The following is a 13,985-nucleotide window of genomic DNA, read 5'->3' on the forward strand; positions in this document are numbered from 1 at the left end:
GGAATAAGCCCCGCCGAAGGGGGCACTCCAAATCAGTTCGTCGCGGTGGCAGGTTTCGTTTCTGACTTCACGTCAGCTTTGACGTCCTGCTTGATTCCAGCTTTCTCTGAATCCGATTTGCCGAACAGCATCGTTATGAGGTCGGGATAATCGAAAGCCGAACCGTTCGCGGTGTCGATAGCCGCGCCGACAATGCCGCCGAAGAGAATGTTACCGAACGCTGAACCTTTGACGGATGATTTCACGGTGCTTGTCGCGGGTTCAAGGCCATCCTTCTTGCAAGTGACATTCAGTGCGTCGGCGGAACGATGAACCGTCACGGTCCCCGGCGTAGTCAGGAACCACGTGCCTTTATCGTTTTTCAGTTCGCACGTTGCGCCAGTCACGGTATCCGCGCCTTTATGCGCATCGACAGAAAGAGTTTGCTGCGTCCCACCAACAATCGATGCACAGCCGGACATCAGGACGGTCGCGCCAGCAATAGCAGTTATGATTATTCTCTTCATACTTCGGTCTCCTACACATACAGAATAAACAGGTTGGCCTCTACGGCCATTTATAAAATGGTGCCACGCGGCACAGTGACCAACCGCTGAAGCGAACCCATTTACATCTTGTTACAAAAACAGAATGCGGGTGGAACTGTAGGGGATCACGTAACCCGCGTTTTATCTTTTTACGACAATTTTTTCGTATTTCATGCCACTAGGCGTAAACGCCAAGGCGTGCAACCGAGCGCAGGGAAGGGTGGACATGAGCGACTTCCTGCGCAAGCACAAGGGCGCATTGCCAGGTGAAGTACGGCGAGACGGCCATCAAAACGCTCATGGTGCGCCAGTCCGGTCAGGTCTACGAACGGGACCTCGGGCCGGGCAGCGCCACGAAAGCGGAGGCGACAAAGACGTTCGGCCCGAGGCCAGGCTGGAGCAAGGTGCCTGATCGCGATAGCGAGTCATCCGTTCGCATGCGGTGCGCAAATTGTGCGAGCGTTGCTTCATCGCCGACTAACGTCCGACGTGGTCGGCCGTAGCCAACTCTGAACCGCCTTTCAGACCGGCGCACGCCAATGACCTGACTGCTAGTCCCAAACAAGTCGAACTTCTCTCGACGTGCTCCACATCCCGGCCGTGGTAGCCATGACGAGTCGGACATCTGGATCATCTATTCTTGAGAGAGGCCCGACTCTTCATGGCCGGTCGTAGTCCGACTTGAGTTGTGGATCCCGGACAGGCCAATTCGGACCCATCGTCGGGAGGGAGGGTGCAATGGTCGAAGAGCACGTTGCTGCCGTCAGCGCCAGCGGGGCGGCGACCGCCAGAGGCTGGCGTGCGATTTTGGCGCCGGCTCAATGGCTGACGAACTACAAACTGCGGTGGCTTTCTTCCGATCTCGTAGCCGGGGTGACGCTTGCTGCCTACGGCATTCCTGTCTCGCTAGCCTACGCGACGCTCGCTGGATTGCCGGCTCAATACGGCATATATGGCTATCTGGTGGGGGGGATCTTCTACGCGCTGTTCGGTTCGTCGCGCCAGCTGGCGATTGGACCCACTTCGGCAATCTCGATGCTCGTCGGCGTGACGGTCGTGGACATGGCCGGCGGCGATGCCGAACGGTTCGCATACATTGCCGCATTGACGGCGGTACTGATCGCCGCCATGTGCCTGCTGGGGTGGCTCCTGCGGCTCAGTTCGCTTGTGAACTTCATCAGCGAAACGATACTGCTTGGCTTCAAGGCCGGAGCCGCGCTGACGATCTCACTGACTCAATTGCCAAAGCTGTTTGGTGTCAAAGGGGGCGGTGAGCAGTTCTATGAGCGTGTCGCGATTCTGGTTGGGCAGCTTCCTGGCACCCATCTTGTCGTGCTTGCGTTCGGGCTTGGCGCGCTGGCCCTGCTGATGCTCGGCGAAAAATACTTGCCTGGGCGCCCGGTCGCCTTGTTCGTGGTGGCGCTCTCCATCGTGCTGCTGTCGGTGACGCCACTGGGCAGCATGGGGTTCACGGTCGTCGGAAATTTGCCGCGCGGATTGCCCGGTTTTCATTTCCCGCCGCTCAGGGTCCGTGACGTCGATGGCATCGTTCCGCTTGCGTTCGCGTGTCTGCTGTTGTCGTACGTGGAGAGCGTATCGGCGGCACGCGCTATCGCGCAGAAGCACGGATATGAAATCGACCCGCGTCAGGAGCTATTGGCGCTCGGCGCGGCGAATCTCGCCGTAGGCGTCTTTCATGGGTACCCGGTGGCGGGTGGTTTGTCGCAGTCCTCCGTGAACGACAAGGCCGGCGCGAAGACCCCGCTGGCGCTAGTGTTCGCGTCGATTGCTATCGGCCTGTGCCTGATGTTCCTCACAGGTTTGCTGGTCAACCTGCCCAACGTCGTTCTGGCGGCCGTCGTGCTGGTGGCGGTCAAGGGCCTCGTTGACATTCGCGAATTGCGCCACGTCTGGTACGCCAGCCGCTACGAGTTTATGGTGTCGATGGTCGCCTTCATTGCCGTATTGCTGCTGGGCATTCTCAAAGGGGTGATCTTCGCGGTACTCGCGTCGATGCTATTGCTCATCCGGCGCGCAGCACATCCGCACGTGGCGGTGCTCGGACGCATTCCAGGAACACACCGATACTCGGATATCGAGCGTCATCCCGACAATGAGCGGATACCTGGTGTTCTCATTTTCCGAGTTGAGGCTTCGCTGGTTTACTTCAACACGGACCATGTACGGGCAGCGGTACGGGAGACAATCCGGGCGGCAACGGGCGCGGTCGAGCTGGTGATAGTCGATCTGTCCAATTCTCCGGCGGTTGATATCGCCGGAGCCCGGATGCTCGCTACCCTGCATGCTGAGCTCTCCGAAGCGGGAGGGATCCTGCGGATCGTTGCCGCTCATGGCAGCGTGCGCGATATGCTTCGCGCGGAAGGACTGGAGCAGCAGGTTGACGATATCGGCCGCCGCGTTTCGGTGGATGACCTGATTGGGACGTATATGCACGAACTCGACGTCAAGACCGCGGTGGCGGACCCGGTTGGGAAAAAAATGAATTGATTAGGGTGCGGCGGATCAAGGCTAATCTGAAGCATGTATCACCTGGAAACCGGGTTGAACGACTGCTCGTTGGGCCGGAGAGACATTTGAATGGCAAAGCCCCAGTGTTGATGAACGGCCGGAACTGGCCGACTGTACGCGCGCGCCAACTTCGCCGTAAGCCGCCACTCGACAACATTCGCCGTCCACCAACGGCCGCGAGTATCGGCCGCAGGACGGTTTGAGAAGCAATAGCTGACCGACCTTGGCTCGTACAAATTCGTCGATGCCTACACAAACGCCAGGATGGGGGCCGAGCCTTTCGCCCGCGCGCCACAGGTGCCTGACTTCGCTTTCCAGTGACGGGAGGCGGGGCGTTGCGGAACTGCATCGTTGCGTCGAGGTACCGTCAATCACGCGATACTCCCTGTACGCCCCGCGACGGATTCGCACCCCAGCAAAGCCTGTCATTTCCTTGACTCCTGCTGCTCCCGTCCTATCTTTCGTGAAAGGCCCGCGCTGCCTGCGCTGCACAAGAGCAACAACAAGGAGCCCGCGATGGAAATCAATATCAGGATGCTGAAGGATCTCGTCGAGGCTATTGGTGCGGCGGGTGACGCGATCACAAAAATCGCCGATGGCATCAAACATGTAGTGGTCACGGTCGTGGAGGGGTGCTTGGACGCAATTGATTGTGGGGGAGATCAAGATGTTGCTTGCCGTCATTGTCTACGCGGTAATCGGATTTCGAATTGCGTACGTAATTCTCGTTCGCGACACGCGATCCAGTCGTGCCGAGATGGCGAGGGTGTATCAAGCAGCTGAAGGAACCGAATGGGAACAATTGCGCCGGCGGGTGTTGATGACGGCATTGGACGTCGTCGCAGCGCTGTGTCAGGGCCTGGTTTGGCCTTTGCATATTGCGGTCATGACGTGGGAGAAATTGAGCCTCCCTTCCGAAGGACGCTTCATAGCCACGAAGAACTACCATTCAATCTCGTGGCTCGTTGAACCGTTTGTATTCTTTCTCATTTTCGCTTCGCTCATCTTGCTGCGGCCGCGCGCACTCCCGCCTGATTTCGCTACCCTTGCGCTAGCAACCGCGCTCCTGCTTTACGCGACCCTTTTCCAGATTAAGTTGCTACTCTCGCTAAAGGCCGCGACGAATCAGCTCATGAGGTCAAGGTGGGATCCCAGAGTCGTCGTTCCGCTAATCGCGCTGATACAAGTTGCCACGCTCTCGATAGCTTACGCAGGTTTCGACCACGATACGCAATCGATGTTCGAAGCCGTAACGAACTCCGGGCATAAGTTAGTCTCTCCTGGGAGTTTGCTTGACATCGTTCGTGAGTGGCCCAGTGGTTTCACCAAAGAGGCCATGATTGCAGCGTCGGGTGTCCTTCTCGCGGCGTCAATTCTCGGATTGGCGAAGAAATGCTGGACCTTGCTACGTTCTGACCAAGACATTGTCGACCTCGCGACAAGCGAACTTTTCATGCATCGCTTCAAAGAAGCTGAAGGGCTACTGGAACGCGTAAAAGTCAGAACCGCTGAGTCCGAGTTGCGCTGTGCTCTAGCGTTCCTTGGATTGGGGAATGTTGCGAAGGCCGTCGAATGTGCCACGGTGGGCCGCTCCATGGAAAGGGGGCACCCGGTACCAACAGTTGAAGGTGGCGCGTTTCTTCTATCGCTCGCAACGGAATTCAGGATGTCGTGGGTCGCGACGGAACGCCTGCTTAATTTCTGCGTGGAAACACCGCCTTCAAACTATGCAGTCTACGACGCGCTTTGCTTTCTCAGCGACTCAGAGTACGCCGACCTTGTTGAAGAGGGATTGCGCGCGAGGATGAACGACGGAGGAGAATATCGCGTCGCGGTATCGTGGTTTTTATCGCATCGTGAGAAGTTTTCGCAAGCATATGCTATTGCTTCGGATATCGATTGCCGGTCAGTGCATTCCGTGACCGCAGCAGCGATTACGTTGTACTTGATTATTCAGGCCGGCACGTTGTCGCCTCTTAACGTAACGAACACGGTTTCCATCAGCTTTCAACCGCATGAGGCATTTGACTATCTTTCTGGCCTTCACCTGAAAGCGCTGCAGACGGTGTGTGAATGCTGGGACTCACTGGATGAACTTCGATTCTACGTGTTGTTGACTGGGGAACTCACGAGCGTAGGAAATCTGGTTCAGGCCGACAAGCGCTTTGATGCTGCTGCACTTCACGCCAGACTTGAGGAGATGTATCGGCTCAAGGCTCCCGCCTCCGCTAGTGATGCTTTTGCCTTGGCTAAACGCGCTGCGGACGCTGCGAGCCATTGACGCGGACCGTGAATGGTCCCGATCTGACGCTCGTGCGCAGAGTTAACTTGTAGATGACGCTACATACAACTAGCCTCATCTACATGAACCCTCAGCAAACCTGCTGCGCGAGCTTTCCGCAGCCAGTGAAAAGGGCAGCAATACGAGGGGGCGCCCATGAGCACGACGACGGCGCACGTGCCCGGATACACGCGTGGCCAGATGGCGCTTTACATGTTGAAGCGGCGTGCGTCAACCCGCTGTGCAGCGTCATCAACTGGGATAACGCTGCAATGAGACTTCAGGCGGCAATGCCGTCGCGCGCGCAGGCCTGAAGCATGCGGGCAGGATGCCCGCGCGTGGTGTAACGTCGAGACGACAACCCGGGTACTGCCATGACTCCAGCCAGGGCGCCACTTTCGATCCGGCTCCGGCCTGCGGGCGTGGACCGGGGTGCATGGCTGCTGCTTGCGGCAAGGAGCTTGCGCGGGATCTGTGACGGTTTCGTCGCCGTGCTGCTGCCAGCGTATCTTCTGTCGCTTGGCTTCGGGAAGCTCACGGTGGGCCTGATCGGCACTTCCACGCTTTTGGGCTCGGCCGTTGCGACGATTGTGGTCGGCCTGCTAGGTAGCCGTTATCCGCAACGCGCGCTGCTGCTTTTCGCTGCCGCCCTGATGGCAGCAACCGGTCTTGCGTTTGGATTCCTGTCGTCACTATGGCCGTTGCTCGTGGTCGCGTTCGTCGGCACGCTCAATCCGAGTTCGGGTGACGTCAGCCTGTTCCTGCCGCTTGAGCACGCACGGCTCGCCGAGTCCGCGACTGGCGACGCCCGGACTGCGCTTTTCGCCCGCTACAGCCTCGTGGGCGGGCTGTCGGCTGCACTGGGCGCGCTGCTCTCCGGGCTCCCGGAGTGGATGGCGGCGCATTCCAGGGTTTCCGCGCTCCTCGCCATGCGCGGGATGTTCATCCTCTACGCGATAACGGGCATCGCTGTATTTCTGCTATACCTCCGCCTGCCGAAGCGTCAGGCACACACGGCGGCGGTCCGGGCGCCGCTCGGGCCGTCACGCGGGATCGTCACACGCCTCGCGCTGCTGTTCAGCATCGACGCGTTTGCAGGTGGGCTGCTCGTGAACTCACTGCTGACGCTGTGGCTTATTCAGCGCTTTGGTCTGTCTCTCGCCCACGCTGGGCAGTTCTTTTTCTGGTCGGGGCTGCTCAGTGCCGGCTCGCAACTGGCGGCTGCGCCGATTGCCCGCCGGATCGGCCTGCTCAACACAATGGTGTTCACCCACATTCCCTCGAGCGTGTGCCTGATCGCTGCCGCCTTCACGCATTCGCTGCCGCTGACCCTCGTGTTGCTGCTGGTACGCAGTGCGCTGTCGCAGCTCGATGTGCCGACCCGCAGTGCTTACGTGATGGCCGTCGTGACGCCAGCCGAACGACCGGCCGCGGCAAGCTTCACGGCAGTGCCGCGTAGCCTCGCGGCGGCTATCGCGCCAACGATCGCCGGCGGGCTGCTCGGCGCCGGCTGGCTCGGCGCACCACTCATAGCGTGCGGCACGCTCAAGATTGCCTACGATCTCGCGGTGCTCGCAGTTTTCCGTCGTATCAGGCCGGACGGAGGATCATCGTGATCGGCGGGCACGCGGGTCATCGCCTCGTTGCGCCGCTCATCAGCATGTTGTTCGCGGCCGCGATCGCAGCCGGAAGCTGCGCCGGCTGTATTGCGCATGGCGCGGATGACGCGGATGACGCGGCGAGCGGCAACCTGCCACTGCAGCACATCGAGGATGTGCCGCTGCCAGGGCGCGCGTCACGATTCGATTATGAAAGCTACGACCCCGGCAGGCATCTGCTGTTCATCGCGCATCTGGGAGACAGCGAAGTCGTCGTATTTGACACACTCGCATCGCGCGTCGTCGCGCGTATTCCAGGCATCTCCGCCGTGCACGGCGTGTTGGCGGTTCCCGAACTGTCCCGCGTGTTCGCTTCGGCGACCGGCACGAACGAGATTGTCGCGATCGACGAGCGCACACTGAAGATCGCCGCACGGGCGCCCGGTGGCGTCTATCCGGACGGCATGGCGTACGCGCCCGATACGCGCAGACTCTTCGTATCCGATGAGACAGGAGAAACGGAGACGGTGATCGATGTCCCGGGCAACCGCCGTATTGCGACGATTCCGCTCGACGGTGAAGTGGGCAATTCGCAATACGACCCGGTCTCCCGGCACATCTTCGTCAACGTACAGACACGTCGCCAACTGGTGGAGATAGACCCGGCCAGCAACACGGTTGTTGCGCGTATTGAGCTCCCGGGCGCGAAAGGCAATCACGGACTGCTGCTCATTCCGGAATCACGCCTCGCACTGATTGCCTGTGAGGACAACGATCGCCTGCTTGTGCTCGACATGCGCACGATGAAGGTTGTCGAGGCGTACGACGTCGGCGGCGATCCGGATGTGCTGGCGTTCGATCCCGTATTGCACGTGGCATACGTGGCCGGCGAGGCGGGCGTCGTGTCAATGTTCCGTGTGGGCGCGACCCGCGTGACGAGGATCGGCGACGGCAGGGTCGGCCCGAACGCACATGTTGTGACTGTCGATGCGCAGACGCATCGGTCCTGGTATCCGCTGAAGGACGTCGACGGGCATCCTGTGCTGCGCATCATGGCGCCCCGATGAGCTTCGGTGTCTCACGTCGTTGAACACGACATTGCCCAATCTTTTCCAACTGGCCGATTCGGGCCGACTACCGCCTGCCCGCAACCGATCTCCCCGCAAATCCACGAAGAACCTTAAAAAAGACCGCGCTCGGCGAGATTGGCGTAAAGCGCCCGCACACCGAACGTCCACGGTTCGATTTCCGTGCAGAGCCGCACGGTGTTGACGATGCCGCCAAGCGGCGGCGCACTGATCGTGACGCGGTCGCCAAGGTGATGGGTGAAGCCGCCGCCGGGCGCGTCGCGGTCCTTGATCGGCGAGAACATCGTGCCGAGGAACAGCATGAAACCGTCCGGGTACTGATGGTGCCGGCCCCACGCCTGCGAAACGAGATCGAGCGGATCGCGGCTGATTTCCTGCATATGACTCACGCCTTCGAGCAGAAAGCCGTCGTCCGCACCTTCCACGCGCAGCGAGACGCTGGTGGCGCGAACCGAGTCGAGCGTGAACGTTTCGTCGAATAAACGAATGAACGGCCCAATGGCGCACGAGCCGTTGTTGTCCTTGCATTTGCCGAGCAGCAGAGCGGAGCGGCCTTCGATATCGCGCAGATTGACGTCGTTGCCGAGCGTCGCCCCGACCACCTCGCCGCGGCTGTTCACCGCGAGCACGATTTCGGGTTCGGGGTTATTCCACGCAGAGGCGGGATGCAGGCCAATATCGGCGCCAAAGCCTACGGCAGACATTGGCTGGGACTTCGAGAACACCTCGGCATCCGGGCCGATACCGACTTCCATGTATTGCGACCACGCGCCGCGGCGCTGAAGCGCTTCCTTCAGTTTGATCGCGGCCGCGGAGCCGGGCTTGATCTTCGAAAGATCGGCGCCGATCAGCTTCGTGATTTCCGCGCGCACGTCCTGCGCTTTGGCAGGATCGCCGCCGGCCTGTTCCTCGATAACGCGCTCCAGAAGACTCACGGCGAACGTCACGCCGCAAGCCTTGATGGCCTGCAGGTCACACGGCGCGAGCAGCGAAGGGCGATCGTCGGGGCGATCGCCCGCGAGGCTGTGTTCGAGCAAGGCATCAACCGTGCCGAGCGGCTCGCCGGGCGTATGCCGCACGACATCGAGCAGATCGTCGTACTCGAACAAGTCGGCCGTGGTGGGGGCAATCTGCGAAATATCGAAGACCATGCCGCCGCGCACGACGACGACGCAGGGGCCGTCGCCCTCTGGTGTGGGCCGCCAGACGCGGCCGACGAGTAGCGCATTGTCGAGATCGTGCGGAAGATAAGCGGATGTTGAGGACATGGCAGGCGTTCCGGAGTGAGAGTGGCGACACGCATCGTAGGGCGGATGAGCGTGCGCGTCCAAACGAACGCCTCATTATCCAACAGGATGGACGAGCGAGCCGGCGCCCTCGAATCGGCTGAACGGCGGCTCGCGTTGCGCGTTAGAACAGGTGCTTGATACCCGCAGACACCGCAACCTGATTCGACGTTGTCGAGGGCGACAGGTAGCCGATGTCCGCGACCGCTTGGCGGCCCCACGAGTCCACGCCGCTTGCGTGCTGGTACGCGGCCGTTGCGTACAGTTCGGTGGCCTTCGAGAGCGAGTAGCCGGCGCCCAGGTTCCACTGCTCATAGCGCGCGCCGCCACTGCCGTTCAGGTTGCCGCCATTCGTGTAATCGAACGACGTGCCCACGCGCAGGAACGGCGTGACCTGATAACGCACGCTCGCGCCCACCGTACTGAACGAGGCCGTGCCGTGGTAGTTCTGCGTGTTGAGCGAGGCCGTAGCGCCGAGATCGCGGTATTGCGTGTTGGACCAGGCGAGGCCCAGGATGGCCGAGCCGATGGTCCAGGTCGAGGCCACGGCGACCGTTTGCTGCGTGCGCGCGGAGGCGAATCCCGAGATGGACGGATTCGATGCCGGGCTCGTGGCGGAACCGGCCGAGCCGAGATTGTTGCCCGTGGCGCTCGCGTTCGCATTCGTGCCATAGAGCGAGTTGTTCGGATTGCGCGCGTTGATGATCGACGCGGCGATCGCAACGCTCGGTCCGGTATAGCTGAAGCCCGTGGACCAGTACTGGTTCTGCGTGAAGTTGCCGGCAATCCCGCCCAGGCTGTATAACGCGCCAAACCGGAATCCACCAAAGGAGTCCGAACTGTATTTGATCGCGTTATTGATGCGGTGCGTGAAGTTGAGGTTGTCGTAGTCGGCCGGATGGATCGCGAGATTGCCGAAGTACCACGCATAGAGCAGCGGCGACACGTAATCCACCGCGGCGTCGGACTGACGCCCAAGCGATGCGGTGCCGTAGTTCGGCGCGGTGAGCCCGACCCATGCCTGACGGCCGAACAGGGTGCCGCCCTGGCCGAGCGTGCCATTGCTCACGCTAAAGCCGCTTTCGAGCACGAACAACGTCTTCACGCTGCCGCCCAGATCTTCGGTGCCTTTCAGGCCCCAGCGGCTCGAACTCGGGCCCGAGGTGCCGCTGTCGAACTGGGCGACCTGGCCGCCCCCGGTGGGTTTGCCACCGGCGGCCGTTGCCGCTGTTTGAACGTTGTTCGTGTACGTCACGTTGCCCGTGACGATACCGTAGAGCGTCACGCTGCTCTGAGCGTAGGCTGCGGCGGGTGATAGTGCGATGGTAGTGAGCGCGAGAAGTGTTTTTTTCATGGTTCGGGTCTTGTTTTAAAACGTGGTCGAGACTAGACAGCGGCAATCTGGAATGCGTTAGTGCGGGAAGTAATCGGGCAGGCGATAGCCTTTGTAGGTCTCATTGCGCAGGATCGCGGCACGGAACTCTTCCGACCGATAGGCCGCGACGATATCGGCGGTCTCCGGTGAGTTGCGGTTCGCCGATTTGACGACCACTTGATTCACGTAAGGCGAGCGCATTTGCTCGAGCGCCAGCGCTTCGGTCAAACGGTGCCCGCTGGAAATGGCGAAGTTGCCCTGGATCGCCGCGAAATCGACGTCCTCGAGGGCGCGCGGCGCCTGTGCGGTTTCGAGCGGGACGATACGGATGCCAGCAGGATTGGCGACCACGTCACGCTCGGAGACATCGACAGGATTGGGATTCTCGCGAATGCGGATCCAGCCGATCGACTGAAGAATCTTGAGCGCGCGTTCGAGGTTGACGGGGTCGTTCGGCACGGCGACCGTTGCGCCGGCTTTCACCTCGGAGAGCGAACGATGGCGGGTCGAGTAGAGGCCCATAGGCGGTGTCGGCACTTGTACGACGCCGACGAGATCGGTGCCGTTCCGGTCGTTGTATGCCTTCAGATAGACGTTGTGCTGCATCACGTCCGCCGCGATCTCGCCGTGCCAAACCGCCTGATTTGCTTCGAGACCGGTGCTGAAATTGACATACTGAACGGTGTAACCCTTGCGTTTGAGTTGCGGCTCGACGCCTTCGCGGAATTCGTCGGCGTATGGGCCGGGCACGAAGCCGACGCGCAACACGTGAGCGGCATTGTCGGCAGCGTGCACCGGCAATTGCAGCGCAAACAGTGCGATAGTGGAAAATACTATTTGGATAACTAATTTATTTATCACGATGGAGGCCTTCGCGGTCTGGGAAGGCCGATTATGGTTGTGAGCCTTTGGGGCGGCCAATACTAAATCGAGATTTACATATCGACTGGTGACATAGAACGCAAAGCAATACGGTTATCTGCGGCGAGAATTAGAAACGCAGGATTTGATGGTTTTCGCTGCGCCGCGCGGCTTATAACATCGGCTTCTTCCTTATTCACTGTCGACCTCACGTCGAGACAACCGGGCATGAACGCACGCCGTCACTTCATTCGCATCTCAGCGGGAGCCGCTGCGCTCGCCGCGTTGCCCATGCTCAGCGCGGGACCCGCACGCGCGGGCAGCGCAGCGCGTACGCTGCGCGTAGGCAATCAGAAAGGTTATCTGAGTCTTCTGAAAGGACGTGGAACCCTCGAGAAGCGGCTCGCTCCGCTTGGTGTCTCCGTCACGTGGACAGAGTTCGACGCAGGCCCGGTGCAACTCGAAGCGCTCAACGTGGGTTCGATCGACTTTGGCGACGTGGGCGAGGCGCCCCCCATCTTCGCGCAGGCAGCGGGTGCGCCGCTCGCCTACGTCGCGGCCACGGTGCCGCGCCCGCAGTCGGAAGCGGTGCTGGTGCCTCACGCTTCAGCCATACGCAGTGTGGCGGATCTCAGGGGAAAGACGATTGCGCTCAATCGCGGCAGCAACGTCCACTATTTTCTCGTGAAGCTGCTGCAAGCGCACAGCATCCAGTATGGCGACGTGAAAGTCGTGTTCCTTGCGCCCGCCGACGCGCGCGCGGCGTTCGAGCGCGGTTCCATCGATGCGTGGGTGATCTGGGACCCGTTCCTCGCCGCCGCGCAAAAAACCCTCGACGCGCGCATTCTCGCCGACGCGAGCGGCGTGGTCGGCAACCGCGCCTACTACTTCTCGTCGCTCAGCTACGCGAAGCAGAACCCCGATGTCATCAAAATTCTCATCGACGAATTGAGCCAGATCGACCAATGGGGGCAGGCTAACCGGGCCGCGCTCGCCACCCAGCTCGCGCAGTTGTGGGGTCTGCCGAACGATGCGGCTAGCGAGGCAATCGCACGCGTGCAGTTCGGCACAGGCCCTATCACGAAAGCCATTCTTGCGGAGCAGCAGCAGATCGCCGATACGTTCTTTGACCTGAAGCTGATTCCAAAACGCGTGAACGTGCTGGAAGCGGCTGCGCCGGGCATCGTCTAGCGCTCGGCACAACGTATCCACCCCGGCCGCAACTCGCGCGACGGGGTTTTCTCACACGCCCAGCGCGCGGCGCGCGGCCATGCTCCGCAGCAAACTATTGGACGGCGCGTGAATACGCGCGCACTGCACATTGCGGTGATGGCGTTCGAGCGGATTGTGCCGCGCAATCCCATGGTTGCCCGCGAGTTCAAGCGCGATCTCAACGGCCTGAATGGCGTTGTCGACCACGTCGTGCTTGACGAGGGCGGACAGCTCGGCGGGCGCGGTGCCTGCGTCGATCGCCTCGGCATGCGTGCGCAGCAGCCAGTCGTTGCTAGCCAGCCGCATCTCGATGCGCCCCACGTTTTCCTGCACGATGGGAACGGTGGCCAGCGCCGCGCCCCCGAGCGCGGCCGGTTTGCGCTCACTGAGGAAGGCGAGCAGCCAGTCGCGGGCCGCGCGCGCCGCGCCGTCATAGACGGTGCCGACGAGACTGAAGTACCACGCCGTGGCATGCGGATCGCGCTGCACGCCGAGATGGGCCGGCCGCAAGCCGACAACATCGTCAACGGGAATCGCCACGTCCGTGAACACCACGTCGTGACTCGCGCTCGCCCGCATGCCGAGCGGGTCCCAGGTCTCCACGATGCGCACGCCCGCCGCCTCGCGGGGCACGAGGAAATGGCCGAGGCGCGGCTCGGGCTCGTCCGTGCGTGCGAGCACGTTGATCCACGCGAGCAAGGGTGCGCCCGTCACATAGAGCTTATGGCCCGTGATGCGCCACGTGCCGCCTTCTCGGCGCGCGAGCGTCTCGGGCAGGCCGCCATGCGAGGGTGAACCGAGCGCTGGCTCGACCTGGGCCGCGTTGACGAGCGCGCGGCCTTCCACGCTCGCACGCGTGAGGCGTCGCGCGAGCGCTGCGGGCCAGTGGCCCGTGTTCTCGCGCGCGTCGTGCACGATCATGGCGTGCTGACTGTAGTGCATCGAGAGAATGAGCGCCACCGACGGGTCGCCATAGGCCACTTCGGCGACTATGGCGCGCGCGAGCGCGAGCCCGGCGCCGAAGCCGCCGTCGCGGCGCGCGATATTCGCGCGAAGCAGGCCCGCTTCGCGCAACGCGCGGAACTGCTCGAGCGGCGGGGTGGCGTCGCGGTCATGCTCGTCGGCCACGGCGGCAAACGCGCGGCCCAGCAGCGCCGCGCGCTCGATCAACGCGGCCGCCTGATCGTCGTCGCGCGCGAGCGTGGCGTCTGGCGTGAATGCGTTCACG

General features: G+C 61.5%; 11 protein-coding genes and 1 pseudogene. 6 read left to right on the plus strand and 6 right to left on the minus strand.

Annotated elements, in window-relative coordinates; all coding sequences use genetic code 11:
- Positions 1 to 32: 32 nt before the first annotated feature.
- Positions 33 to 506 (minus strand): hypothetical protein, encoded by a 474-nt coding sequence (locus U5A57_RS32455; protein ID WP_321915774.1) that lies wholly within the window; start codon positions 504 to 506, stop codon positions 33 to 35.
- A gap of 287 nt (positions 507 to 793) precedes the next feature.
- Between U5A57_RS32455 and U5A57_RS32460 the strand changes: the two are divergent.
- Both U5A57_RS32460 and U5A57_RS32465 read left to right on the plus strand, forming a co-directional pair.
- Positions 794 to 934 (plus strand): annotated as a pseudogene (locus U5A57_RS32460) (DUF2950 family protein); the annotation flags it as partial.
- Between the two features lie 331 nt (positions 935 to 1,265).
- Entirely contained in the window at positions 1,266 to 3,035 is a 1,770-nt protein-coding gene (locus U5A57_RS32465; protein WP_321915775.1) for a sulfate permease, read from the plus strand.
- Positions 3,036 to 3,056: 21 nt separating this feature from the next.
- Here the strand turns inward: U5A57_RS32465 and U5A57_RS32470 are convergent, their stop codons facing one another.
- A complete protein-coding gene (locus U5A57_RS32470; RefSeq protein WP_321915776.1) occupies positions 3,057 to 3,665 on the minus strand; it encodes a hypothetical protein in 609 nt (202 codons plus the stop codon).
- A 58-nt stretch (positions 3,666 to 3,723) separates the two neighbouring features.
- Here U5A57_RS32470 and U5A57_RS32475 point away from each other — a divergent pair, with 58 nt between their 5' ends.
- The 3 genes from U5A57_RS32475 to U5A57_RS32485 all read left to right on the plus strand — a co-directional run bounded on the left by U5A57_RS32475 (position 3,724) and on the right by U5A57_RS32485 (position 8,002).
- Positions 3,724 to 5,337, plus strand: a complete 1,614-nt coding sequence (locus tag U5A57_RS32475) for a hypothetical protein (protein ID WP_321915777.1) — start codon at positions 3,724 to 3,726, stop codon at positions 5,335 to 5,337.
- 374 nt (positions 5,338 to 5,711) lie between these two features.
- Positions 5,712 to 6,953 (plus strand): MFS transporter, encoded by a 1,242-nt coding sequence (locus U5A57_RS32480; RefSeq protein WP_321915778.1) that lies wholly within the window; start codon positions 5,712 to 5,714, stop codon positions 6,951 to 6,953.
- Positions 6,954 to 6,997: 44 nt separating this feature from the next.
- Positions 6,998 to 8,002, plus strand: a complete 1,005-nt coding sequence (locus U5A57_RS32485) for a YncE family protein (protein WP_321915779.1) — start codon at positions 6,998 to 7,000, stop codon at positions 8,000 to 8,002.
- A gap of 113 nt (positions 8,003 to 8,115) precedes the next feature.
- On the opposite strand, the gene U5A57_RS32490 is transcribed toward U5A57_RS32485, so the two are convergent.
- The 3 genes from U5A57_RS32490 to U5A57_RS32500 all read right to left on the minus strand — a co-directional run bounded on the left by U5A57_RS32490 (position 8,116) and on the right by U5A57_RS32500 (position 11,506).
- Complete coding sequence (locus U5A57_RS32490; RefSeq protein WP_321915780.1) at positions 8,116 to 9,291, minus strand: fumarylacetoacetate hydrolase family protein; 1,176 nt, start codon at positions 9,289 to 9,291, stop codon at positions 8,116 to 8,118.
- Positions 9,292 to 9,433: 142 nt separating this feature from the next.
- On the minus strand, positions 9,434 to 10,663 hold the full coding sequence (locus U5A57_RS32495) for a porin (RefSeq protein ID WP_321915781.1): 1,230 nt from the start codon (positions 10,661 to 10,663) through the stop codon (positions 9,434 to 9,436).
- Positions 10,664 to 10,720: 57 nt separating this feature from the next.
- On the minus strand, positions 10,721 to 11,506 hold the full coding sequence (locus tag U5A57_RS32500; RefSeq protein ID WP_321915836.1) for a MetQ/NlpA family ABC transporter substrate-binding protein: 786 nt from the start codon (positions 11,504 to 11,506) through the stop codon (positions 10,721 to 10,723).
- Between the two features lie 267 nt (positions 11,507 to 11,773).
- On the opposite strand from U5A57_RS32500, the gene U5A57_RS32505 reads away from it, so the two are divergent.
- On the plus strand, positions 11,774 to 12,736 hold the full coding sequence (locus U5A57_RS32505; RefSeq protein ID WP_321915782.1) for a sulfonate ABC transporter substrate-binding protein: 963 nt from the start codon (positions 11,774 to 11,776) through the stop codon (positions 12,734 to 12,736).
- A gap of 51 nt (positions 12,737 to 12,787) precedes the next feature.
- Here the strand turns inward: U5A57_RS32505 and U5A57_RS32510 are convergent, their stop codons facing one another.
- Positions 12,788 to 13,984, minus strand: coding sequence for an acyl-CoA dehydrogenase family protein (locus U5A57_RS32510; RefSeq protein WP_321915783.1), 1,197 nt, complete (start codon positions 13,982 to 13,984; stop codon positions 12,788 to 12,790).
- Position 13,985: the final 1 nt, after the last annotated feature.

It is taken from the genome of Paraburkholderia sp. J11-2, assembly GCF_905220185.1.
Taxonomy (GTDB): Bacteria; Pseudomonadota; Gammaproteobacteria; order Burkholderiales; family Burkholderiaceae; genus Paraburkholderia.